A 22373-nucleotide genomic window follows, 5' to 3' on the forward strand; every position below is an offset into this window, starting at 1 on the left:
CGGCGGCCCGTCAGGCCCGCTCCTCCACCAGGCGCGGGGCCGTCATGCTCGGCACGGTGAGCAGGTTCTGGTGCAGCCGCTGCAGCTCCGGCGAAGGCTCCAGTCCCAGCTCGTCGCGGAGGATGCGCCTGAGGTGCGCGTACGCCTGGAGCGCCTCGGCGCGCCGCCCGCTCCGGCCCAGCACCCAGATGAGCCGCTCGTGGAACCACTCGTTCAGGGGGTTGATGATGACCAGCGATCTGAGGTCGCCGACCACCTCGCGATGGCGGCCAAGCTGGATGTCGCACTCGATGCGCAGCTGCAGCGCCCGGAGGCGCTGTTCCTCCAGCTGGACGCACCACGCCTCCAGGCGCGGCCCGCGCGTCACCCCGAACAGGGGCGGTCCGGTCCACAGGCTCAGCGCCTCGGCGAGCAGGGCGACGGCGCGTTCGGGAACACGCCGCTCCAGCAGGTCGCGCGCCTCCGACACCAGCAGCTCGAACGTCTCGGCGTCGAGCTGGCCCGGCTTGACCTTCAACACGTAGCCGGGCAGCTTCGTGGCCAGCACGTCCTCCCCCGAGGCCGCGATGCCCTCCTTCTCGAAGATCTTCCTGAGCTGGTAGATGTAGGTCTGGGTGGTCGTGATCGCGCTGGACGGGGGCCGGTGCTCCCACAACTCGTCGATGATCGAGTCGATGTGGACGACCTGGTTGCCGTGCATCAGCAGATGTGCCAGCACCTGGCCCACCTTCGGCGCGGTGGGCGTGCAGACCTTCGCGCCCGCAAGGAGGTCGAACCTCCCCAGGACCTTGAAACGAACCACGATAGCCATCCTCTCCCGTATTCAAGAAATCTCGATTTCATACAGGAGACATTCTCTGGTATCAATCTAAAGACTATTGGCGATAAAGTCTTGAAATAGGCTACATGAGCTCTGCGCCGTCGATCGCTGACCACGCGTCACCGCCGGACAATCCGGCAGAGGCGCCGGATACGGGTGAGACTCCGCCTAACCTCGGAGGATAGCGCGCAGGTCAGGCTTGTATTACCAAGGAGACAAGCAAGGCCAACCTCACGGACAGTCGCGGTGGCACCAGATCTTTGATCCCATACCTTTTGTGGCCAAACTATAGAAAGTCCGGCAGGTACGCCGTCATTTCCGCGTACCACGAAAAGATGAGCCCGACTACTGGCCATTACGCTATCCAGGGGAAATGCACTGCCACCACGAGATACGTGGGACGGGGGCGATGGGTCCGATGGTTGCGAGTATCCGGCTGCTCGGCAACGTGGTCGCATGGAACGAGGGCCAGGAGGTGGGGCTCGGTTCGCCCAAGCAGCGGGCGGTACTGTGCGCGCTCGCGATGCGCGCCAACGAGACCGTGGACCGCGAGACGCTCATCGACGCCATCTGGGGTGACTCTCCACCGATCAACGCCGTCAGCAGCCTCTACTCCTACATCTCCGGGCTTCGCCAGGTGCTCGAACCGAACCACGCCCAGCGGGCATCGCGGATCCTGCCCGCCTCCCGCGGCGGCTACCTGCTCGACCTGGCTCGCGAGCGCATCGACGCCCTGCGCTTCAGCGATCTGTGCGGCCGGGCCAGGCGGCTGAGCGAGGCCGGCGACCACGCCCACGCGCTGTCGGCGATCGAGCAGTCCCTGGCCCTGTGGCAGGGCACCGCGCTGGCCGGTGTCGCCGGTCCCTTCGCGGAGATCGAGCGGGCGCGCCTGGGCGAGCTCCGGCTCACCGCCACGGAGGATCGCCTCGAACTGCTCCTGCACCTGGGCCGCCACCATGACGGCGTGGCCGACCTGTGCGGCCTGGTGCGGGAGTTCCCCCTGCGGGAGCGGCTGCGGTGCCTGCTCATGCTGGCCCTGTACCGGGGCGGCCGGCAGGCCGAGGCCCTGGACGTCTTCAGCGACGCGCGGCGGACGCTGATCGAGGAGCTGGGCATCGAGCCCGGATACGAGTTACGCCGCTGCCATCAGGAGGTGCTGGCCGGCTCCCTCCAGCCCGGCGCCACGGCGGCGGCCGACGGCGTTCCCGCGAGCCCCGTCTCCCTCTGCGAGGTCTCCTTCTGCGAGTCGCCGGTCCGGCAGCTGCCCTCCGCCACCCCGGACTTCACCGGGCGGCTGGCCGAGCGCGCGAAGATCATCGAGCTGCTGGACCAGGCGCGCACCGGTTCCGGCGTGCCGATCATCGTGATCGCCGGGGCGCCGGGCACCGGGAAGACCGAGCTGGCCCTCAACGTGGCCCACGAGCTGCGCGACAGATACCCCGGCGGCCAGTTCTACGCGGAGCTGAGAGGCCCGGCCGGGTCGCGCCGCCCCGAGGACGTCCTGTACTCCTGGCTGCGCTCCATGGGAGTCCCGGAGAACATGATCTCCGCGGGCCTGTTCGAGCGGGCGGCGCTGTTCCGGTCGTGGCTCGCGCTGCGGCGCGGCACGCTGATCGTCCTGGACGACGTGACGTCCATGGCGCAGCTGCGCCCGCTCCTGCCGGGCACGGTGGGCGACGCCGTCATCGTCACGGCCGGCACGCGCCTGATGACGCTGGCCGGCTCGCGGACCCTGATGCTGGACGTGCTCCCCCCGTCCGACGCCATCACCATGATCGAGAAGATCACCGGGGAGCAGGCCGCCACCGGTGACCGCACCGCCACCACCGAGCTCGCCCACGCCTGCGGCTACCTGCCGCTGGCCCTGCGCATCGCCGGCGCCAGGCTGGTGGACCGGCCGGACCTGTCGCTGTCGGCGTTCGCCAAGGCGCTGGCCGCCGCGGAGACGCGGCTCGACCTGCTCGAGGCGGGCGACCTGAGCGTCCGCGGCAGCCTGGCCAAGAGCTACGACGCGCTCGGCCCGGCGCAACAGCACGCCTTCCGACTCCTGGGCCTGCTCCAGCGCGACGACTTCGCCTCGTGGGTGATCGCCGCGCTGCTCGGCAAGCGGCACGTCGACGATGTCATCGACGCGCTGGTGAACATGTGCATCCTCATCCCGCTGGGCATCGACGAGGAGGGCTACCGCCGCTACTCCCTGCACTCGCTGCTGCGCGACTACGCGCGAGAGCGGCTCAAGGACGCGCCGGCCGAGGATCTGGAGCACGCGACGGACCGCATGCTGGCCACCTGGGTGGACCACGCCAGAAGGACGCAGTCATGGGCCCGCCGCCTCCCGGACCGCCTGCGCACCGACCCGACCATGGTCAGCGGCCGATGACCACGGTGTACCGATCCGAGGCGGTCCGCACGCTCCGATCCGAGCATGGTCAGCGGCCGATGACCGCCTGAGCGCCCTCAAGGCGGCGCGGCATGCCGTTGAGCTCCAGCCCGCCGTCGACGCTGAGCACCTGGCCGGTCACGTATCCCTCGCCGGGCGTGCCCAGGTGGAGCACCCACGTCGCGATCTCCTCCGCGCGGCCCGGCCGTCCCTGGACGGTGGCCGCGGCGAACATCTCCGTCGCGACGCGCACCTGCTCCGCGGTGAAGCCCTCACGCGGGGCGTCCTGGCTGTCCACCACGCCCGGCGCCACCGCGTTCACCCGGATGCCGAGATAGGCCAGCTCGATCGCCCAGGCGCGGGTGAGGCTCTCCACGGCCGCCTTGGAGGCCGCGTACACCGCTGTGCCAGGTGGCGGCGGCCGGTGGCCCACCACGCTGGAGACCAGGACGATCGTCGCGCCCGGCGAGCGCAGGTCGGGCAGGAGCCGCTGGGTCAGCTGGATGGGGCCGAAGACGTTGGTCTCGAAGATCGCCCGCACCTCCGCCATGCGCAGCGAGTCGATGGGCAGCCGGGTGTTGACGGCGGCGTTGTGCACCAGCACGTCGAGGGTTCCCGGTCCCGAACGTACGGCCCGCGCGATCGTGTCCGCCCCCTCGCCGGTGGTGACGTCGGCGACCACCGGGACGATGGCGGGATGCCCGGCCGCCACGGACAGCAGCGGCTCCAGCCGTCGCCCCACCACGAGAACGGCCGCCGCGTCCCGCCGCGCCGCCTCCAGGGCGACCGCCCGGCCGATGCCCGTGCCGCCGCCGGTCACCAGGACGTGGCGCCCGCCGTACCCGCTGTCCTGCGTGGAACTCATGACAACTCCCCTCCCATGGCAGATGAGACGACGAAGGGTCCTATGACACGTCAGACCCAGCCGATCAGCCGGGTTCGCCGGCTCGCGGCTGGGTCTGTCGCCGGTGGCCGATCGTGTCGGTCTCCGCCGCCACCAGTACTGGCGTCTGTGTGCGCGTTCAGCCTGTGCGCGTTCAGCCTGTGCGCGTGTTCAGTGGTCGCGTGTGTTCAGTGGTCGCGTGTGTTCAGTCGGTGACAGTGACGAACGGCCGGACCGGGAAACTGCCCATGCCCTCCACCGGAGTGGGGACGACGGTGAGCAGCGCGCCGGTCTCCGGGACCTCCTCGATCCTGCGGCTGACGCATTCCAGCAGGTAGATGTCCGCGCCCAGCAGCAGGTTCTGGGCGGGCTTGCTCTGGTCTGTCCCGCTGTCGATGTTCTGCGTGTCCGCGCCGAAGATGCCCGGGTGGATGTCGACGAGCAGCTTGGCCGCGTCGGCGGTCAGGTACGGGGAGTCCTGGAAGAACGCGCCCGTCCCCCAGGAACGCGAGTGACCCGTGTGGAGCAGGACGGCCTTGTCGGTGAGGTCACGTCCTTCGAAGATCTCCGGCCCGATCTCGCGCCCGCCCGGCAGGCTCGCCGTGTCGATCCGGATGACCACGACGGGCACGTCCACGAGGCGCTCGAGTGGCAGGCGCGCGACGTCGGACATGTCGACGTGGAACTGGAACGGCGCGTCGAGGTAGGTTCCCGTGTTGCCCGGCAGGCTGATCTGCGACAGCGCGAACGTCACGCCGGGGCTGAGGAAGGACGCCGACTGCTCGCGAGTGATGTACTCGTTGACCAGGGGCTTGGGCATCCACGGGTGGGTCAGCATCTCGTGGCTAACGGTGTGCCCGATGTCTATCAGGCGCTTGCGACCGGTCATGTTCACTCCCTCTGGGTTCGTGGTCGAGTCTCGCTCTCGCTGTTCGAGTGCTGCTCGACAGGTGCTCGACGCTTCACGGCCGGGCCAGCACCTGCCGGAGCACCTGGTGCAACCGCCTCTTGTGGTCGCCGACGCCACCGACGGAACGCCAGCAGACGACGCCGTCCGGCCGGACCAGCGCGGCGCCGTGAGAGCCCACGCCGTAGGCGTAGCGCCAGCGACCGCCCGGGTCGGTCAGGTCGAGGCCGATCCGGTGGCACGTCAGGCCGCCTTTCAGCCCGGTGGACAGCTCGGCGCACGCCTCGTGCCACCGGTCGCCCGCGGCCGCGTCGGTGAGCAGGACGAAGCGGTCCCCGAACAGGTCCAGGGTGGAGATCCGCCGGGTCCCGTCGAGCAGCTCGACGTGCGGGGCCCGTGTTCCCGGCTGGCCGGTGAGCCGTTCGGCGGGCACGACGGCCTCCTGGCCGGGGTCCTCCCGCACCACCGCGGCGGAGCGGTACCTGAAGCCGAACACCAGCGCCGCCTCGTCGATCAGGCCGCTCTCCGCCGATCCGCCGCCCTCCTTCTCCCGGCCGCGCAGCATGGCCTGCTCCATGGAGATCAGCCCGACCGGGCGGCGCTCGGCCTCATAGGTGTCCAGCAGCCGCTCTCCGGCGTCCGCGCGCAGCACCGCGGCGAGCTTCCACGCCAGATTGTGGACGTCCTGGATGCCGGTGCTCGCGCCGAGCCCGCCGGCGGGCTGCATGACGTGCGCGGCGTCGCCGGCGAAGAGCACGGGCCCCGCGCGGAACCGGTCGGCCACCCAGGAGCCGCTGTGCCAGATCTGGGCCGGCGCGGCTCTCCGCCCGGCCGCGGGCAGCACCTCGATCGCCACCTGCCCGCTGCCGACCGCACCGCGGACCATGGCCGCGCACGCCTCCGCGCTGGTCGCCGCGATCCGCTCACCCTCACCGGGCGGGTACGGGACCATCAGCACCCACTGGTCGGGCAGGCGCAGGGGTGTCAGCACCGACCCCGGCCGGGGATGGTCCACGAAGACCCAGCCGGGCCGGCGCTCGCCCAGCAGCGCCGAGAGGTCCGCGCGGAAGACGATGTTGAGCACCGTGGCGATGTCGCCCGCGCCCGTCTCGCCGACGCCCAGCGTGCGCCTGATCCCGGCCCGGTAGCCGTCCGCGGCCACCAGGTACTTGGCCCGCACCTGGCTCCTCTTCCCGCCCTGGGCCAGCTCGGCTCGTACGCCGTCACTCTCGACGCCGAAGGAGACCAGCTCCGTGCCGTAGCGGACGTTGGCGCCGTGGTCGCGGACGAACTCCTCGATCAGGCTCTCCAGCTCGGGCTGGTCGGCCGCGACCCACCAGCCGACGGGGCTGTGGCTCGCGGCCCTGGCCTCCGCCTCCTCCCTGCGCTGCCAGAAGATCTCCGGCCCGGCCACCGTCTCGGCTCTGACCACCTCGTTGAAGGTGCTCAGCGCCGAGCGGCCGGCGCAGGCCAGCATGGGCTCGGCCAGCCCCAGCGGCCGGAAGAGCTCGATGGTCCTGGGGCTGAAGGCCCGTGCCCGCGGGAGCGGGAGCGGCGCGTCACGCCGCTCCACCAGCATGGGTGAGACGCCCTGGTGCGACAGGAAGGCCGCGGCCGACAGACCGGCCAGACCTCCCCCGACGATCAGAACCTCCACGTCGGCGGCGGGCATGTCCCCTCACCCCCGGCAGACGAACGCGGTGAAGTACCGCTCCGCGCGGAGCTCGACCACCTGCGGGAAGACCCGGTACAGCAGACCCTCGACCTCGGCGCTCGAACGCAGCTGCGTGCGGTAGGCGCCCGTGGCCAGCCGTCCGCCGGAGGCCCGGATCAGCATCGCCGTGCCGAGGAAGGCGGCGGCGCCGAGCAGGTGCTTCAGCTCGCCGTGCCGCAGGCGCTGGAACTCGTGCCAGTGGTCGCCGGTCCAGAAGTTGCCGAGGAACAACCCGCCCGGCCTGACGTACGACCTGAGACTCTCCAGCACCTCCCGCGTGTCCCCCAGGTGGTGGATGGCGTCCACGCACACCACGAGGTCGGCCGTGCCGAGGCCGTGGTCGTCCCAGAAGTCGCCGTGGATCAGCCGCAGGTTGTCGTGGTTGACGCGCTTCCTGGCCATCCGCAGGGCCCGCTCCCCGATGTCGAGCCCGACGAGCTCCTTGACCGGGGTGTGGTCGGCGACCAGGCGGGTGATCTCGCCGGTCCCGCAGCAGAACTCGTACGCCTTCTCCACCTCCGAACCGTGCCGGTCGAGCAGGTCCACGAGCGTCGCCTTCTGCTTGAGCAGCTGACCGGCGATCAGGGGATGGCCCTCGTCCCCGTCTCGGTCCCAGAATCCGCGCTTCGCCCAGTGGGCCGCGCCGTCGGGCGGTATGTCGCCCAGGATCGCCTTGCCCGCGTTGGCCATGAGTTCGGCCAGCATGAAGCCCTCCTTAGAGCCGGGACGGCGGGATGGCCCTACTCGTCCCCGAGATGGATGATGCAGTCGTCGCCGACGATGAGCCGGTGCTTGCCCGAGGTCCGGATGACCCGCGTCCCGCCGCCGATGATCGACCCGTGGACGGCGCGCACTCCGGACAGATGAGCCCCGTCGAGCAGGATCGAATAGCCGACCTCCGAGCGGTGCACGACGCAGTCGGCACCGATGGACGTGGAGGAGGTGATGTCGCTGTCGCGGACCAGCGCGTTGGGGCCGATGTGGACCGGGCCGGTGATCCTCGACCGGATCACCCGGGCGCCGGGCGCCACCGTGACCGCCCCGTGCAGCTCGCTGTCCTCGTCCACCAGCCCCTCGATCGAGCCCTCCGCCCGATCGAGCAGCTCGCTGTTGCAGGCCAGCAGGTCGTCGAGCCGGCCGGTGTCCTTCCAGTACGCCCGGTAGGCCGAGGCCCGTACGTGCGCGCCCTGCTCGATCAGCCACTGGATGGCGTCGGTGATCTCGTGTTCGCCGCGCTCGCTGGCGGGCACGCTGCCGATCGCCTCGTGGACGGCGGGGGTGAAGAAGTAGACGCCCAGCATCGCCAGGTCGAAGCGGCTGCGCCGGTCCTTCTCGAACACCCCGGTCACGCGCCCGTCCGGGCGTACCTCCGCGGTGCCGTAGTCGCTGGGGTTGTCCACCTTGGCGACGGCGATCAGGGCGTCGGGCCGGCCGTCCGCGAACTCCGCGGCCAGGTCGGCGATGCCGCCGGCGAGCATGTTGTCGCCGAGGTACAGCACGAAGTCGTCGTCGCCGAGGAAGTCGCGCGCGATGGCCACGCCGTGGGCCAGGCCCAACGGGGCTTCCTGCCGCAGGTAGGTGACCTCCAGCCCGAAGGCGGCGCCGTCGCCGACCGCGCTCCGGATGCGCTCGGCGTGACTCCCGACGACGACCGCGGTCTCGGTGATCCCCGCCGCGCCGATGTTGCGCAGGCAGTGGAAGAGCACGGGCACGCCCGCGACGGGCACGAGTTGCTTGGGCATCGTGTGGCTCAGCGGCCGCAGTCGCGTGCCCCGGCCGCCGGCGAGCACCACGGCCTTCATGCCGCCGCCCCCCGCGCCGCCAGCCAGGTCTTCCGCACGCCCCATTCGAGCGGGGTACGCGGCCGCCAGCCCAGCGCCCGGCCGGCCAAGCCTGCGTCCAGCCAGACGTCGGGCTGGTCGAAGGGGCGCGCCTCGCACCGCTCGGCGGGCAACGGGCGGCCGGTCGTGCGCCGGAGCACCTCGACGAGCCGGCTGAGCGAGGTCGGCCGGCCCGTGGCGATGTTGAGCACGGCGGGCAGGTCGGGCCGCCGTCCGGTGCGGTGGGCCATCGCGACCTCCTCGTGGATGCGGGTCATGGCCGTTACCAGGTCGTCGATGAAGAGGTAGTCCCGCCTCGGGTCGCCGTACAGCCGCAGCGGCCGGCCGTCCAGCGCGGCCCGGATCCCATGGGCGACCACCCCGAAGCCGGGCACGATCCGCTGGCCGGGGCCGTACACGTTGCTGATCCGCAGGATGACGGGGATCACCCAGTCCGCGGCCAGCAGGTCCTCCTCCAGCGCGCGCTTGATCCGCCCGTAGACGCTGATCGGCCGCAGGGGCGCGTTCTCGGCGTGGGGCGGGGCCGCCGCGGGGTCGTAGAGGCTGCCGCCCGAGCTCGTCAGCACCACGACCGGTGGGCGCGGTGCCGAACGCTGGTGGTCGAGCATCCGCGCGAACGCCGCGCGATCGGCCGCCACGAGATCGGGGCGCCGCTCGGCGATGCCCGGGTTGACGCTGCTGACCAGCCAGAACATGGTGGCCGGCGGCTCGATGGAGGCCGGCGGCACGCGCCTGGTGAGGCTCGACACGGGCACGCCCGCCCGGCTGAGCGCCCGCGTCAGAGCGGCGCCGACGAACCCCTCGGCGCCCGCCACCGCGGCACGTGGCGCGGTCATCCGCGCGGCCAGGCTCGCCCCGAGCGTGGCGGCGTAGGCCTCGGCGCGTCGCCGCCCAGCGAGCTGGGCGGCGAGCGGGGCGCTCCCGATCCGCTGGCTGGCCATCGCACACCTCCGGTTCCGCGCAACGGCCCCCATCCCAGCAGCGGCGACTCAGGGCTCGGCAGAGGATGGCTGGACCCGGCCTTCGAGCGGGTCTTGAACGGGATCGAGTGGGGTGTCGTCACCTTTCCCGCGTCGCCTGGATCGAGGGAGTTGCCGGATGAGATGCGAGAGCCTGTACGTGGCCGCGGTGGCGAGCTGGTTGCCGCCCCCGATGCCCGTCGAGGAGGCGCTGGCCCGAGGTCTTTGCGATCCCGTCGTCGCCGCGCGGACCCGGGCCGTCTCCGTGACCGTGGCCGGCGAGGAGTCGCCGCCGGAGATGGCGGCCCGCGCGGGGCGCCTGGCCGTGGCGCGGGCCGGGGCGGCGGGCCGCTCGGTGTCGCTCGTGCTGCACGCGCGCGTGTACGACCAGGGCCACCACCTGTGGAATCCCGCCTCGTACGTGGAGCGGGCGGTCCTCGGAAACGGCAGCGCCGCGATGGAGATCGGCCAGAGCTCCAACGGCGGGATGGCCGCGCTCGACCTGGCCGCCGCCTACCTCGTGGCCGACCCCGCACGCGCCGCCGTCCTGATCACCGCGGCGGACACGTGGCGGCTGCCCGGCGTGGACCGGTGGCGCAGCGACCGGGGAACGGTGTACGGCGACGGCGCCGCGGCCCTCGTCCTGTCCCGCGAGGCGGGCTTCGCCCGGCTGCGCAGCCTGGCGCTGGTCGCGGACTCCAGCCTCGAAGGGATGCACAGGACCGGCCCCGCCGACGGCCCGGCTCCGATGTATCCCGGCCGCACCGTGGATCTCGACCTGTGCAAGCGGTCGTTCATGGCGCGGGCCGGGCGGTCCGGCACCGTGGCCAGGGCCGCGGCGGGCCAGCGGGCGGCGGTGGAGGGCGCGCTCACCGGCGCCGGGCTCAAGCTCGACGACATCGACTGGTTCGTCCTGCCGCACATGGGACACCGCCGCATGGTCGTCGGCTTCGCCGAGCCGCTCGGCGTCGACCTGGAGCGCACCACCTGGCCGTGGAGCCGCTCCGTCGGGCATCTGGGCGCGGGCGACCAGTTCGCCGGCCTCGCCCACCTGGCGGACACCGGGCGGCTGCGGCCGGGCCTGCGCTGCCTGCTGCTCGGCGTGGGCTCGGGGTTCAGCTGGTCGGCGGCCGTGGTGGAGGTGCTCAGCGAGCCTTCGTGGGCGGCGACATGACCGGCTCGAGCGTTGTTCGAGCGGCCGGTGCGAGCCTGCGTGCGTTCCGCACAACCACCATGGAGGCTGCGTTGCCTTTCCCAGTGAGCCCGACCCATGACGTTTTCACACTGCTCGACATGACCTCCGCTTACCCCAAGGCGCAGTATGTCCGGGCGATGGCCAAACTCGGCCTGGCCGACCTGCTCGCCCCGGGTGCCATGTCGCCCGCCGAACTGGCCAAGGAGCTTTCGGCCGATCTCGAGGCGCTGACCCGTTTCCTGCGGGCCTGCGGAGTGCTGGGGCTGGTCGCCGAGCACACTCCCGGCAGCTTCACGCTCACCGGGCTCGGTGAGCTGCTGAGATCGGACCATCGCCTGCACGCCGTCGCCAGGGCCAACGCCTCGCCCCAGATGTATCGGCCGTACGAGGACATCACGCACACGGTGCTCACGGGGCGGCCCGCGACCGAAGGCGTGCTCGGTATGGGTTTCTGGCAGTTCCTCACCGAGAACCAGGAGGAGGAACGCTACTTCGGCGAGCTGATGTCGTTCGTGTCGGCCGAGTGCGGGGCGGCCGTCGCCGAGCACTACGACCTGTCCGCGTACTCGAAGATCGTCGATGTGGGCGGCGGCCACGGCGCGCTCCTGACGGAGTTGCTCAGGGCCTCGCCGCACGCCTCCGGCGTCGTCTACGACCTGCCGGGCGTCGTCTCGCAGGCCACCAAGAAGCTGGCCGTCACCGACGTGGCCGACCGGATCAGCGTGGTGCCGGGCGACTTCCTCCAGGAGGTCCCGCACGGCGGCGACCTGTACGTGCTCAAGAGCGTCCTGTGCGACTGGGGCGACGGCCCGGCCGCCCGGATCCTGGCCAACATCGCCGAGGCGTGCGACGGGGCGCCGCTGCTGCTGATCGACTGGGCGCTGCCCGACGATCCCCGGCTGGTCGACCGGGACGACCCGCAGCGCGGCATGCTGCCGCTGATGAACTTCTCGGTCATGCTCCAGATCGGCGGCAAGGTGCGCACCCACACCGAATACCGCACGCTGCTGGCCGGAGCCGGGTTCGAGTCGGTCAACACCGTGTCCACCACCGGCTCGCGGATGGGCTGGGACCTGTTCGAGGCCCGCCGTTCATGAGGGCCTGAGCCATCCTCGACCGGACGTCGATGCGAGCGTACTTGTGTGGGCCCATGGGAATCGACACACTCGCCGGCAAGGTGGCCCTGGTAACCGGCGCGAGCAGGGGAATCGGCGCGGCCACCTCCCTCGAACTGGCCGGCCGCGGCGCCGCGGTCGCGGTCAACTACCGCACGTCCGAACAGCACGCGCTGGCCGTGGCCGACCGGATCGAGCGGGCGGGCGGCCGGGCGATCACGGCGCGCGGCGACATCACCTCCTCCACCGACGTGGTGGCCATGGCCGAGGTGGTCGCCCGTGACCTCGGCGAGCCGGACATCCTGGTGCTGAACGCGCACGGGTTCGACGAGGCCATCAGGGAGTTCCCCCTGGACATCGAGCCCGAGACGCTCGTGTCCGTCGTGTCGGGACAGCTCAGAGCCGTGATGCTGCCGGTGCGCGCCTTCGTGCCCGGGATGGTCAAGCGCGGGAGCGGGTCGGTGGTGTTCGTCTCGGCCGTCCTCGCCCGTGATCCCTGGATCCGCTCCATCGCGGCCGGTACGGCGAAGGCCGCCATGGAGGCGGTCGCCAAGTTCCTCAGCAGGTACACCGCTCCGCACGGCGTGCGGGTCAACACCGCGATCGTGGGCGTCACCCGTACCGACGCCGCCGCCCAGGTCCCCAAGGAACGGCTGGCCGAGGCGGTCCGCGACGTGCCCATGGGCCGGATGGGCGAGCCGGAGGAAGTGGCCCGCGCGATCGCGGCGCTGTGCACCGATGACATGTCCTACGTCACCGGCGCCTTCGTACCCACCTGCGGCGGATCGCTGATCCTGTGACGGAGGGGTCGTGAAACTCGGACTGGACGGCAGGATCGCCCTGGTCACGGGCGGTACCGGCGGCATCGGACGAGCGGTCGCGGCGGCGCTGGCCGCCGAGGGCGCGCGGGTGGCCATCACCTACCGCACGGACAGGGAGGGCGCGGAGAAGCTCGCCGCGGAGCTGGACCCGGCCGGGTCGGCGGCGATGGCCCTGCCGTACTCGCTGGAGGAACCGGACAGCCCCGCCGCCGTCCTCGGCCAGGTCGAGCGGCGCTGGTCCGGCGTGGACGTACTGGTCACCTGTGCCATGCGGTGGGGCGTCAGGAGACCGCCAGGCACTCGCTTCGAGGACGTGGCGGCGGCCGAGTGGGAGCCGGTCGTGGCCGAGAACCTGGCTCCCACGATCCGCACCGTGCAGCGGGCCGTTCCCGGCATGCGCGCGAACGGCTGGGGCCGCATCGTGCTGATCTCCTCGCACGTCGCCAGAGACGGTCATCGGGGTCAGGAGTTCTACGCCGCCGCGAAGTCCGGGCTGCACGGCTTCGCGCGGAGCCTGGCGTGGGATCTCGGCCAGTCCGGGATCTTGGTGAACGTGGTCAGTCCCGGGCTGACCGGCACCGATCGGGTGCTGACCGGCCTGCCGGAGCCGATCAGGCAGGGCGAGCTCGCGCGCACGCCGACCGGGCGGCTCAGCTCGCCCGCGGACGTGGCGGCGGTCGTGGCGTTCCTGGCCTCGGCCGCCAACGGCAACGTCACCGGCGAGGTGGTCACCGTGTCCGGCGGCCGATGAACGCCGCCGTGTGAACGCCAGCGTGTGAACGCCAGCGTGTGAACGCCACCGATGAACGACGAGGAAGGTGCCATGACCGACCAACCGTACGGACCCGGCTTCCAGCTGGACCCGTATCCCGTGCTCACCAGGCTGCGGGAGAGCCAGCCGCTGTCCCGCATGACCCATCCGACGCTCGGCGAGTGCCATCTCGCCCTGAGGTATGCCCACGTCCGGTCGCTGGTGGCCGATCCGCGCCTGGTCAAGCCGCTGGAGGAGGGGGACGAGAACTCGCTCAACAGCGCGCCGCCGACCCACACCCGGCTGCGCAAGCTGGTGCAGCAGGGCTTCACCCAGCATCGCCTGGTGGAGGCGTGGCCGCGGATGCAACGCGTCGTGTCGGACCTGCTGGACTCCTTCGCCGGCCGTGAGGTCGTCGAGATGGTGAGCGAGTACGCCAACCCCATGCCGATGGCCGTGATCAACATGATGCTCGGCGTGCCGGAGGCGGATCGCCCGCACGTCATCGAGGTGGCGACGAGCTTCCTGGACGGCGAGGACGAGGAGCGCAGGGCCAAGGCCTACCAGCAGGCCCACGGCTACGTGGTCGAGCTGGTGGCGGCCAAGCGCCGGCGGCCGGGTGACGACGTGGTCTCGGACCTGATCGCCGCCCGGGAGGGCGAGGACCGGCTGAGCGAGGACGAGCTGGTCAGGCTCGTGATGACGCTTCTGGTCAACGGGGTGATCACCACCACGAACGTGATCGGCACGGGCCTGGACCTGCTCCTGCGGCACCCGGACCAGCTGGCGATGCTGCGCGGCGAACCGGACCGCATGGAGGCGGCCGTCGAGGAGATGCTCCGCTTCGAGCCGCCCGTCAGCGCGGTGGTGTGGACCGCGACCGAGCCGATCGACCTGGGGGACGCCAGGATCGGGACGGGTGAGCACGTGGTGACCTCCTTCCAGGGCGCCAACCGGGACCCGCGCCAGTTCGACGACCCCGACCGCTTCGACGCCACCCGCGACCCGAACCCCCACCTGTCGTTCTCGCACGGCATCCACCACTGCCTGGGCGCCGTCCTGGCCAGGATGGAGCTGATCGCGGCGTTCCAGGGGCTGCTGGAGCGCTACCCCGTGCTGGAGCCGGCCGGCGAGCCGCGCTGGCGCGACAGCTACGTGGTCAGGGGCCTGGCGGAGCTCAGCCTTCGGGTGGGCGGAGCGCCGCGGTGAAGGCTGGGGAGTCCGCGGGCCGGCCGACCGGCGCCGAGACCTACACGAGAAAGGTGCTCTTCGCCTACGACGTGTTCGTCCTGGGCGTCATCTGCCCGCTGGTGTGGCGGTGCCCGCGAGCGGTGATGCTGGCGCTCTACAACCGCAACGTCGGCGCCCGGCATCTGGACCTGGGGCCCGGCACCGGCTACTTCCTCCACCGCTGCCGGTTCCCGGTCCCCGACCCGGCCATCACGCTGGTGGACCTCAACACGAACGTGCTGCGCACGGCGGGCGCCCGGCTGGCCCGCCACGAGCCCGACATCCGCCGCGCCGACGTACTGGCCCCCCTCGACCTGGACGGCGAGCCGTACGACTCGGTCGGCATGAACTTCCTGCTGCACTGCCTGCCGGGCGGGATGGAGCGCAAGGCGACGGTGTTCGACCACGTACGGCCGCATCTGCGGCCCGGCGCCCGCGTCTTCGGCAGCACGGTACTGGCGCACGGGGTCCGCCACAGCGGTCCGGCCCGCAAGCTGATCGCCTCCTTCAACGAGGACGAGACCTTCCACAACTCCGGCGACTCGCTCCAGGCGCTCCACACGGAGCTCGGCAGGCGCTTCGCCGACTACCGGATTCAGACACGCGGTTCCGTGGCTCTCTTCGAGGCACGCATGGACGAAAGGGCAGCGGTATGACCCTCCACACCGAGCAGGCGGCCGTGATCGGGCGGGCGCGCGAGATCATCGAGCTGAACAACGCCTACACCCGGTCCAAGGTCCTGCACAGCGCGGTCGAGCTCGGGGTGTTCACCACCCTGGCCGAGGCACCGGCGACGGAGACGGAGCTGCGCGCGGCACTCGGGCTCCACCCCCGGCTCGCCCGGGACTTCCTCGACGCCCTCGTGGGCCTCGGGCTGCTCGAGCGCGAGGACGGCCGCTACCACAACAGCGAACTGGCCAGGGAGCACCTCGTCCCCGGTGTCGCGTTCTTCCTCGGCGGCGTGGTCGCCCGCAGCGCCAGCCACCACTACCGGATGTGGGGCCGGCTGACCGAGGCGCTGCGCGACGGCAAGCCGAAGTCGGAGGGGCTGGGCGGCAGCAACGCGTTCAAGGAGAAGTACTCCGACCCCAACCTGATCAGGCAGCTCCTGGCGCACATGGACTCCTACAACAGCTACACGGGTGTGGAGATCGCCAGGACCGTCGACTGGAGCGGCTACCGCGACTTCGTCGACGCGGGCGGGGCGCGGGGCAACGTGGCCTGCCAGCTCGTACGGCGCTATCCGCACCTCACCGGGACCGTGTTCGAGCTGCCCCCGCTGGAGCCGTACTTCGAGGAGCACGTCCGTAAGCACGACCTGGCCGACCAGCTCTCCTTCGCCGGCGGCGACTTCTTCAGCGACCCGCTGCCCGAGACGGACGTGGTGATCATCGGCCACGTGCTGCACGACTGGCCGGAACAGGCCAGAGCCGAGCTGCTGGCCAAGATCTTCCCCTCGGTGCGGCCCGGCGGCTGCCTGCTGGTCTACGACCAGATGCTCGACGACGAGCACGGCGACGCCCACAACTCGCTGGCCAGCCTCAACGTGCGGCTGGTGCGTGAGGGCGGCTCGGAGTACAGCGCCAAGGAGTGCGGCCAATGGGCGGAGAAGGCGGGTTTCACCGTGCGCGAGGTGATCCCGCTCAACACGATCGCCCATGATCGGCTGCTGGTCGCCGACAAGCGCTGAGTGATGGAGACCGACTTCTGCGTGGTCGGCGGCGGCCCGGCCGGGCTGACCATCGCGCTCCTGCTGCTGCGTTCGGGCGCGCGGGTGACGCTGGTGGAACGGCACCGGCCGGGCTCCAGGGAGTTCCGCGGCGAGATACTCCAGCCGGGCGGCATGGCCCTGCTGGACCAGCTGGGCGTGCTGGCGGGCGCCAAGGCCAAGGGGTGCTTCAGGCTCGACCGCTTCCAGCTCGTCGACCGGGGGCGCCCGCTCCTGGACATCGACTACCGCCGCCTCCCGGCGCCGTACGACCACCTCCTCAGCCTGCCGCAGGAGCATCTGCTGGACGAGCTGCTCGCCCAGTGCGCCGGCGAGGAGGGGTTCACCTGCCTCATGCCCGCGCACGCCAAGGAGCTGATCAGGGAGTCGGGCCGGATCGCCGGCGTGGTGTGCGCGGGCGCCGAGGGGCGGACGGACGTCCTGGCCCACTGCGTGATCGCCGCCGACGGCCGCTACTCCAAGGTCCGGCGCCTGGCCGGCATCGACAACCTCCGGGCCGAGGCGTTCGACCTCGACGTCCTGTGGTTCAAGGTGCCGCTCGCCGGCGGCCGGGAGCCGAACGTGCGGATCTTCCGCGGCCGCGGCAACCCGGTCCTGGCCTACCCGTCCTATCCGGACCAGCTGCAACTGGGGTGGACGCTGCCGCACGGCTCGTACGGGGAGTTCGTCCGGCGGGGGCTGGGCCCGGTGCTCGACGAGGTCTGCGCCGCCGTTCCCCGTTACGCCGAGACGATCAGGGCGCGGATCACGGACCGGCGCCGGCTCAGCCTGCTGGACGTCTTCGCCGCCCGCGCACGGTCGTGGGCGCTGGACGGGCTGCTGCTGATCGGCGACAGCGCCCACACCCACAGCCCGATCGGGGCGCAGGGCATCAACCTGGCCATTCAGGACGCCGTCGTGGCCCACCCGATCCTCATGGAGTCGCTGCGGCAGGGCGACGCCAGTCGCGCCTTCCTCGACCGCTACACCCGGCTGCGCGGCCCCGACATCGACGCGGTGATGAAGATGCAGGTGATGCAGAGCAAGGGGATGCTGTCGCGGGGCCGCCGCGGCGCGGTGGCCCGCCAGGTCATGGCCAGGATCCTGCCGCACACGCCCGTACTCGACCGCATCACCCGGCGGATCGCCCTGGGGAACCCCGGCATCCGCGTGGCCACCGACCATCTCGTGGTGAACCGGTAGCTCGTAGTGAACCCGTCCTGAAAGTAGAACAGCAGGGAGCCAGACATGCGTGTCATCGACCTGTCCTCGCCGATAGACGCCCGCGCGTTCGAACCGGACGAGGTGCGGCACACGATCCTGTCACCCGCAGACGGCGCCCGGCACATGAGCCAGGGCGTCCGCGAGCACCTCGGCGTGGAGTTCGACCCGGCCGTCCTGCCCGATGGGGAGTTCCTGTCGCTGGACACGCTCACCCTCACCTCCCACACCGGCACGCACGTGGACGCCCCGTCGCACTACGGCAGCCGCGCCGCGTACGGCCCGCCCAAGAACGTGGACGAGCTGCCGCTCGACTGGTTCGTCCGCCCCGGCTGCCTGCTGGACGTCAGCGACGTGCCCACCGGAGCGATCGGCGCCGCCCGGATCAAGGCCGAACTGGACCGCGTCGGCTACCAGCTCCAGCCGCTCGACATCGTGCTGATCCGGACCGGCGCCGACCGCTGGGCGGGCACGCGGCGCTACTTCACCGACTTCGCCGGGCTGGCCGGCGACGCCGTCCACCTCCTGCTCGACATGGGGGTCCGGGTCATCGGCACCGACGCGTTCAGCCTGGACGCCCCGTTCGGCCACATCATCGAGCGCTATCACGCCACCGGCGACCCCGCCGTGCTCTGGCCGGCCCACCTCGCCGGGCGGGAGCGGGAGTACTGCCAGATCGAGCGGCTGGCGAACCTGGGCGCGCTGCCCGCCCCGTACGGGTTCACCGTGGTGTGCCCGCCCGTGAAGATCGCACGGGCGGGCGCGGGCTGGACGCGGGCCGTCGCGCTGGTCGACTGATCGGCGCGGGGGCAGGCTCAGGCGCGGGCGAGGGCGCGGGCGGCCAGTTCGCCCGCGATCTGGCCGTAGTCCTTCTGGGCGAGCATCTCTTCACGCAGGCGGGTCGCGGCCGCGCCGTAGCCGGGGTCGTCGAGCACCGCGGCCAGGTCCTTGCCCAATGCGGCCAGAGCGCTCTCGTCGGTGCCGATCTCACGGCCGGCACCGATCTCGGCCAGCTTGGCCGCGCCGATGTACTGGTCGGGCAGCTGCGGGAGGACGAGCTGCGGCACCCCCATCAGGGCGGCGGTCAGCGTCGTACCCCCGCCGCCCTGGTGCACGATGGCGGAGCAGGTGGGCAGCAGCAGGTTCAGCGGCAGCATCTCGACCACCCTGACGTTGCCGGGCACCGCCTCCAGCCTGGCCGCGGCGTTCGGGTTCACCGCGACCACGACCTCGACGTCGGTCCCGGCCAGGGCCTGGAGGATCTGCGGAACGAGGAACAGCTCCTCGCTGCTGACATGGGTGGTGCCGGTGCCCCAGGTCACGCAGACGCGCGGCCCCTCGGGCGGGGCCCACAGCCAGCGGGGCACGCCGCCCGGACCGTTGTACGGCACGTACCGCACGGGCAGCCGCTCCGGCATGTCGACCACCTGGAGGCTGTTGGGGCACGGGTCCACGGTCAGGTCGTCCAGCCCGTCCTCCTCGGCCACGCCGAACCGCCGGAACAGGTCCTGGAAGCCGGGAATCCACTGGCTGTCCAGCCCGGAGGCGCGGACGATGTCCGGGCCCCAGGTGTGGCGGACCGACAGGCTGCCGAGGTGACGGGCCACGACTCCGCCCGCGAACGTACCCGAGTCCCACACCACCACGTCCGGCCGCCAGCAGCGGGCGAACTCGGCGAGTTCGGGGACCATCGTCTCGGTGACCGCGAGCTGGATGCGCTGCATGACCGCGTTGGCGCCGTCCAGGCCCCGGTCACGGGTCTGCTCGTAGCTGCCGAGCGACGCCGTCTGCCCCTGCTCGGGATCGCGCAGCTCGCCCAGGACGGAGCGGTACATCGCGCCGAGGTCGACGTCCGCTCCCACGCGCACCGGCGCCATGCCGGAGGCGACGATCGCCTCGCTCAGCCCTTCCGTGCTGGCCACCCGTACCTCGTGGCCGGCGGCGCGAAAGGCCCACGCCAGGGGGACCATGGGGTAGTAGTGGGTGGGCCAGCCGATCACCGCGAACAGGACGCGCATGGTCAGGCTTCCGCGAGCTGGCGATTGACGAGCTCCACGAACTCCGCGGGGGTGCCGACCGAGGCCAGTTCCCCTTCGGGGATGGCGACGGCCAGTTCCTGGGTGACCCTGCTGGCCGTCTCCATCAGCGCCAGCGAGTCGTAGCCCAGCTCGTCGAAGGTGCTCTGGCTGATGTCGCCGTACAGCTCCGCCGCCTCGTCCTCGCCCGCGCACTCGCGCAGGATGCGCCGCAGGTCGGTGATCGTGAACGTGCCGTTCGTCATGGCGTGCTCCTATCCGAAGGACTGCTCGCGGACCACGATGGCCGCGTTGAAGCCGGGCCGGCCCCTGGCCAGCACGAGCGCGACCCGCACGGCCGCCTTGCGCGGCGTGTCCAGGACGAGGTCGAGATGGTCCTCTTCGACCGGTTCGCCGACATTGACCGTGGGGGGAATGACGTTGTCGCGGATGGCGAGCATGGCGGTCGCGACGTCCAGGACGCCGCCGCCCGAGCCGAGCCGTCCCGTCATGGTCTTGGGCGCCGTGACCGGCACGCCCCGGGGGCCGAACAGCTCGCGCAGGGCCTTGGCCTCGGAGCGGTCGGCGGGCGCCCACCCGGCGGCGTCGGCGAAGACCACGTCCACCTCGCCGGGCGTCACGCCGGCGTCGGCGAGCGCGATCTCGGCCGCCCTCCGCAGCCCGGGCTCACGGCCGCTGCCCTCGGGCGGGTCGAAGGTGGCCCCGTAGCCGGCCAGCTCGGCCAGGAAGCTGCCGGGTAGCCGGGCGACGGCCTGCTCCGCGCTCTCCACGATGAGCATGGCGCCGCCCTCGCCCGGCACGTAGCCGCTGGCGTCGGTGCCGAAGGGCCGGTAGGCGCGCCGCGGGTCGGTGCGGGGGCTCAGCCGGCCGCTCGCGTGGTGGGCGGCCAGGCCGTACGGGCACAGGGAGCTGTCCATGCCGCCGCACACCATGAGCCGGATGCCGCGCCGTACCTGCCGCCGTGCCTGGCCCAGCGCGTCGAGCCCGCCCGCGTGGTCGCTGACGACCACCCCGGACGGGCCGCGCAGGCCCTGCCGGATGGCGAGCTGGCCGGAGTTGACCGCGTAGAACCAGGCGAAGGACATGTAGGCGCTGACGTGCTCAGGACCCTTGCTCCAGAGTTTGCCGAGCTCCCGCTGACCGAAGTCGAACCCGCCGGAGGTGGCCGCGGTCACCACGCCCGCCTCCAGCGCGGGCAGCTCGTCCAGGTCGACCTCCGCGTCGGCCAGCGCGTGCTCGCCGGCGACCAGCGCGAGCTGGGTCATCCGATCCGTCTGCGGGACCAGCCGGCCCGGGATGCGCTCGCGCGGCACGAAGCCGCGGATCTCACCGGCGAGCCCCGACGGGAAGGCGTCGGCCGCGAAGCTGGAGATCGGCCGGATGCCGCTCTCGCCCCGCAGCGTGGCCGCCCAGAACTCCTTGACGCCGAGCCCGTTGGGCGCGGTGATCCCCAGCCCCGACACGACCACGCTGCCTTTCACCGGCGTTCCTCTCGCTCGGGATGGGTGAGCGCCATCGCCGTCTGGAAGCCGCCGAACCCGCTGCCCAGGCAGAGCACGGCCGACATCGGGCAGGACCGGGCCTCGATCGGCACGTAGTCCAGGTCGAGCTCCGGGTCGGGCTCGGTGAGGTTCGCCGTGGGCGGCACGACCCCGGTCTGCAGCGCCAGCGCGGAGGCCAGGACCTCTATCGCGCCGATGGCGCCCAGCGAGTGGCCCACGATGGGCTTGATGGAGCTGACCGGCACCTCGTAGGCGTGCGCGCCGAGCGCGTGCTTGATCGCGGCCGTCTCGTGCCGGTCGTTCTGCTTGGTGCCGGTTCCGTGGGCGTTCACGTAGTCGACGTCGGCGGGCGCCAGCCCGGCCTGCCCGATCGCGGCGCTGATGGCCGCGGCCATCTCCCGGCCGTCCGCGCGCAGACCCGTCATGTGGTAGGCGTTGTTGCGGTTGGCGAAGCCGGCGATCTCGGCGTGGACGCGCGCGCCGCGGCTCAGGGCGCGCTCCCGCTCCTCGAGCACCAGCACCGCGGCTCCCTCGCCCAGCACGAAGCCGGAGCGGCTGCGGTCGAACGGGCGAAGGGCCTGCCGAGGGCGGTCGTTGTCGGGTGAGGTGGCCCTGATCGCGTCGAAGCAGGCGACCGTGATCGGTGAGATGGGCGCGTCGGTGCCGCCCGCGATCACCACGTCCGCCTCACCGTCGCCGATCAGGTGGTAGGCGTGGCCCACCGCGTCGAGCCCCGAGGTGCATCCGGCGGAGACGACCGTGGCCGGGCCCTCGGCGCCGACCAGCCAGGCCACCTCGGCGGCGAACGAGCTGGGCACGAAGAAGTCGTACAGGTGCGGGACGGCGTAGCGCGGATCGACCAGCCACCGCCTGCCCTCGTCGCTCAGTACGAGGTACTCCTCCTCCAGCCGGATCGTGCTGCCCACCGCGGTGCCGATGCTGACCCCGACGCGGGCGGCGAGCTTGGGTTCGACGACCAGGTCCGCGTCCGCCACGGCCTCCTTCGCCGCGACCACCGCGAACTGCGCAGCCCGGTCCAGACGTCTGATCTGCTGGGCGGACAATCCCGCTCGGACCGGGTCGAAGTCGCACTCGGCGGCGATGCGGGAGCGGAACGGCGAGGCGTCGAAGGTGCTGATCGGCCGGATGGCGGAGCACCCGCTCGTCACCGTGTCCCAGAACGCACTCACGCCGATCCCGGCGGGAGCGACGATCCCCGCGCCCGTGATCACCACGCGGCGGTCCATACGCTCTCCCTTCACCGGCCCCCTGCCTTGTTCAGGGTCGCGG

The 22373-nt window shown here is 71.8% G+C and carries 21 protein-coding genes; 10 read left to right on the forward strand and 11 right to left on the reverse strand.

Annotation, left to right across the window (positions count from 1 at the left end; all coding sequences use genetic code 11):
• Nucleotides 1–10: 10 nt before the first annotated feature.
• Nucleotides 11–802, reverse strand: a complete 792-nt coding sequence (locus AB0B61_RS19650) for an AfsR/SARP family transcriptional regulator (RefSeq protein WP_358433430.1) — start codon at nt 800–802, stop codon at nt 11–13.
• A gap of 436 nt (nt 803–1238) precedes the next feature.
• Here AB0B61_RS19650 and AB0B61_RS19655 point away from each other — a divergent pair, with 436 nt between their 5' ends.
• On the forward strand, nt 1239–3200 hold the full coding sequence (locus tag AB0B61_RS19655) for a BTAD domain-containing putative transcriptional regulator (protein WP_358433433.1): 1962 nt from the start codon (nt 1239–1241) through the stop codon (nt 3198–3200).
• Nucleotides 3201–3249: 49 nt separating this feature from the next.
• Here AB0B61_RS19655 and AB0B61_RS19660 read toward each other — a convergent pair whose 3' ends face one another.
• From AB0B61_RS19660 to AB0B61_RS19685, 6 genes are all read right to left on the reverse strand, one after another.
• Nucleotides 3250–4065 (reverse strand): SDR family oxidoreductase, encoded by an 816-nt coding sequence (locus tag AB0B61_RS19660; protein ID WP_358433435.1) that lies wholly within the window; start codon nt 4063–4065, stop codon nt 3250–3252.
• Nucleotides 4066–4288: 223 nt separating this feature from the next.
• Nucleotides 4289–4972 carry a cyclase family protein gene (locus tag AB0B61_RS19665; protein WP_358433438.1) on the reverse strand — a complete coding sequence of 228 codons (684 nt, stop codon included), beginning with the start codon at nt 4970–4972 and terminating at the stop codon, nt 4289–4291.
• Nucleotides 4973–5045: 73 nt separating this feature from the next.
• Nucleotides 5046–6662: an FAD-dependent monooxygenase gene (locus AB0B61_RS19670; protein ID WP_358433441.1), complete on the reverse strand. Its 1617-nt coding sequence runs from the start codon at nt 6660–6662 to the stop codon at nt 5046–5048.
• Nucleotides 6663–6668: 6 nt separating this feature from the next.
• Nucleotides 6669–7409 (reverse strand): class I SAM-dependent methyltransferase, encoded by a 741-nt coding sequence (locus AB0B61_RS19675; RefSeq protein WP_358433444.1) that lies wholly within the window; start codon nt 7407–7409, stop codon nt 6669–6671.
• A gap of 35 nt (nt 7410–7444) precedes the next feature.
• Nucleotides 7445–8551, reverse strand: a complete 1107-nt coding sequence (locus AB0B61_RS19680; RefSeq protein ID WP_358433446.1) for a glucose-1-phosphate thymidylyltransferase — start codon at nt 8549–8551, stop codon at nt 7445–7447.
• Nucleotides 8503–9486 carry an NAD-dependent epimerase/dehydratase family protein gene (locus tag AB0B61_RS19685; protein WP_358433449.1) on the reverse strand — a complete coding sequence of 328 codons (984 nt, stop codon included), beginning with the start codon at nt 9484–9486 and terminating at the stop codon, nt 8503–8505. Before AB0B61_RS19685 ends, AB0B61_RS19680 begins: the two co-directional genes overlap by 49 nt.
• Before the next feature lie 157 nt (nt 9487–9643).
• Between AB0B61_RS19685 and AB0B61_RS19690 the strand changes: the two genes are divergently transcribed.
• The 9 genes from AB0B61_RS19690 to AB0B61_RS19730 all read left to right on the forward strand — a co-directional run bounded on the left by AB0B61_RS19690 (nt 9644) and on the right by AB0B61_RS19730 (nt 18343).
• The gene (locus tag AB0B61_RS19690) at nt 9644–10678 is read left to right on the forward strand and encodes a ketoacyl-ACP synthase III family protein (protein ID WP_358433452.1); all 1035 of its coding nucleotides are present in this window, start codon (nt 9644–9646) and stop codon (nt 10676–10678) included.
• A gap of 119 nt (nt 10679–10797) precedes the next feature.
• On the forward strand, nt 10798–11796 hold the full coding sequence (locus AB0B61_RS19695) for a methyltransferase (protein WP_358433454.1): 999 nt from the start codon (nt 10798–10800) through the stop codon (nt 11794–11796).
• 53 nt (nt 11797–11849) lie between these two features.
• Nucleotides 11850–12614 carry an SDR family oxidoreductase gene (locus tag AB0B61_RS19700; protein WP_358433457.1) on the forward strand — a complete coding sequence of 255 codons (765 nt, stop codon included), beginning with the start codon at nt 11850–11852 and terminating at the stop codon, nt 12612–12614.
• 10 nt (nt 12615–12624) lie between these two features.
• On the forward strand, nt 12625–13386 hold the full coding sequence (locus tag AB0B61_RS19705; protein WP_358433460.1) for an SDR family NAD(P)-dependent oxidoreductase: 762 nt from the start codon (nt 12625–12627) through the stop codon (nt 13384–13386).
• A 72-nt stretch (nt 13387–13458) separates the two neighbouring features.
• Nucleotides 13459–14595 (forward strand): cytochrome P450, encoded by a 1137-nt coding sequence (locus tag AB0B61_RS19710; RefSeq protein WP_358433463.1) that lies wholly within the window; start codon nt 13459–13461, stop codon nt 14593–14595.
• A complete protein-coding gene (locus tag AB0B61_RS19715) occupies nt 14592–15272 on the forward strand; it encodes a class I SAM-dependent methyltransferase (RefSeq protein ID WP_358433466.1) in 681 nt (226 codons plus the stop codon). Before AB0B61_RS19710 ends, AB0B61_RS19715 begins: the two co-directional genes overlap by 4 nt.
• Complete coding sequence (locus AB0B61_RS19720) at nt 15269–16306, forward strand: methyltransferase (RefSeq protein WP_358433468.1); 1038 nt, start codon at nt 15269–15271, stop codon at nt 16304–16306. Before AB0B61_RS19715 ends, AB0B61_RS19720 begins: the two co-directional genes overlap by 4 nt.
• Nucleotides 16307–16309: 3 nt before the next feature.
• Entirely contained in the window at nt 16310–17527 is a 1218-nt protein-coding gene (locus AB0B61_RS19725) for an FAD-dependent oxidoreductase (protein ID WP_358433471.1), read from the forward strand.
• A 45-nt stretch (nt 17528–17572) separates the two neighbouring features.
• On the forward strand, nt 17573–18343 hold the full coding sequence (locus tag AB0B61_RS19730) for a cyclase family protein (protein WP_358433473.1): 771 nt from the start codon (nt 17573–17575) through the stop codon (nt 18341–18343).
• A 17-nt stretch (nt 18344–18360) separates the two neighbouring features.
• Here the strand turns inward: AB0B61_RS19730 and AB0B61_RS19735 are convergent, their stop codons facing one another.
• The 4 genes from AB0B61_RS19735 to AB0B61_RS19750 are packed head-to-tail and all read right to left on the reverse strand — an operon-like array spanning nt 18361 to nt 22330.
• Nucleotides 18361–19563 (reverse strand): nucleotide disphospho-sugar-binding domain-containing protein, encoded by a 1203-nt coding sequence (locus tag AB0B61_RS19735; RefSeq protein ID WP_358433476.1) that lies wholly within the window; start codon nt 19561–19563, stop codon nt 18361–18363.
• Between the two features lie 2 nt (nt 19564–19565).
• Complete coding sequence (locus tag AB0B61_RS19740; RefSeq protein WP_358433479.1) at nt 19566–19826, reverse strand: acyl carrier protein; 261 nt, start codon at nt 19824–19826, stop codon at nt 19566–19568.
• A 9-nt stretch (nt 19827–19835) separates the two neighbouring features.
• Nucleotides 19836–21062, reverse strand: a complete 1227-nt coding sequence (locus AB0B61_RS19745) for a ketosynthase chain-length factor (protein ID WP_358433482.1) — start codon at nt 21060–21062, stop codon at nt 19836–19838.
• Nucleotides 21059–22330 (reverse strand): beta-ketoacyl-[acyl-carrier-protein] synthase family protein, encoded by a 1272-nt coding sequence (locus tag AB0B61_RS19750; RefSeq protein ID WP_358433485.1) that lies wholly within the window; start codon nt 22328–22330, stop codon nt 21059–21061. The genes AB0B61_RS19745 and AB0B61_RS19750 overlap by 4 nt, the downstream gene beginning before the upstream one ends.
• Nucleotides 22331–22373: the final 43 nt, after the last annotated feature.

This window comes from Nonomuraea sp. NPDC049158 (genome assembly GCF_040648335.1).
GTDB lineage: Bacteria > Actinomycetota > Actinomycetes > Streptosporangiales > Streptosporangiaceae > Nonomuraea.

Bases quoted from the DNA above. Each gene is read 5' to 3' on its own strand.
- AB0B61_RS19655 (WP_358433433.1), top strand. From the start codon at position 1,239: ATGGTTGCGAGTATCCGGCTGCTCGGCAACGTGGTCGCATGGAACGAG.
- AB0B61_RS19660 (WP_358433435.1), bottom strand. From the start codon at position 4,065: ATGAGTTCCACGCAGGACAGCGGGTACGGCGGGCGCCACGTCCTGGTG.
- AB0B61_RS19665 (WP_358433438.1), bottom strand. From the start codon at position 4,972: ATGACCGGTCGCAAGCGCCTGATAGACATCGGGCACACCGTTAGCCAC.
- AB0B61_RS19670 (WP_358433441.1), bottom strand. From the start codon at position 6,662: ATGCCCGCCGCCGACGTGGAGGTTCTGATCGTCGGGGGAGGTCTGGCC.
- AB0B61_RS19675 (WP_358433444.1), bottom strand. From the start codon at position 7,409: ATGCTGGCCGAACTCATGGCCAACGCGGGCAAGGCGATCCTGGGCGAC.
- AB0B61_RS19680 (WP_358433446.1), bottom strand. From the start codon at position 8,551: ATGGGGCGTGCGGAAGACCTGGCTGGCGGCGCGGGGGGCGGCGGCATG.
- AB0B61_RS19685 (WP_358433449.1), bottom strand. From the start codon at position 9,486: ATGGCCAGCCAGCGGATCGGGAGCGCCCCGCTCGCCGCCCAGCTCGCT.
- AB0B61_RS19690 (WP_358433452.1), top strand. From the start codon at position 9,644: ATGAGATGCGAGAGCCTGTACGTGGCCGCGGTGGCGAGCTGGTTGCCG.
- AB0B61_RS19695 (WP_358433454.1), top strand. From the start codon at position 10,798: ATGACCTCCGCTTACCCCAAGGCGCAGTATGTCCGGGCGATGGCCAAA.
- AB0B61_RS19700 (WP_358433457.1), top strand. From the start codon at position 11,850: ATGGGAATCGACACACTCGCCGGCAAGGTGGCCCTGGTAACCGGCGCG.
- AB0B61_RS19710 (WP_358433463.1), top strand. From the start codon at position 13,459: ATGACCGACCAACCGTACGGACCCGGCTTCCAGCTGGACCCGTATCCC.
- AB0B61_RS19720 (WP_358433468.1), top strand. From the start codon at position 15,269: ATGACCCTCCACACCGAGCAGGCGGCCGTGATCGGGCGGGCGCGCGAG.
- AB0B61_RS19725 (WP_358433471.1), top strand. From the start codon at position 16,310: ATGGAGACCGACTTCTGCGTGGTCGGCGGCGGCCCGGCCGGGCTGACC.
- AB0B61_RS19730 (WP_358433473.1), top strand. From the start codon at position 17,573: ATGCGTGTCATCGACCTGTCCTCGCCGATAGACGCCCGCGCGTTCGAA.
- AB0B61_RS19735 (WP_358433476.1), bottom strand. From the start codon at position 19,563: ATGCGCGTCCTGTTCGCGGTGATCGGCTGGCCCACCCACTACTACCCC.
- AB0B61_RS19740 (WP_358433479.1), bottom strand. From the start codon at position 19,826: ATGACGAACGGCACGTTCACGATCACCGACCTGCGGCGCATCCTGCGC.
- AB0B61_RS19750 (WP_358433485.1), bottom strand. From the start codon at position 22,330: ATGGACCGCCGCGTGGTGATCACGGGCGCGGGGATCGTCGCTCCCGCC.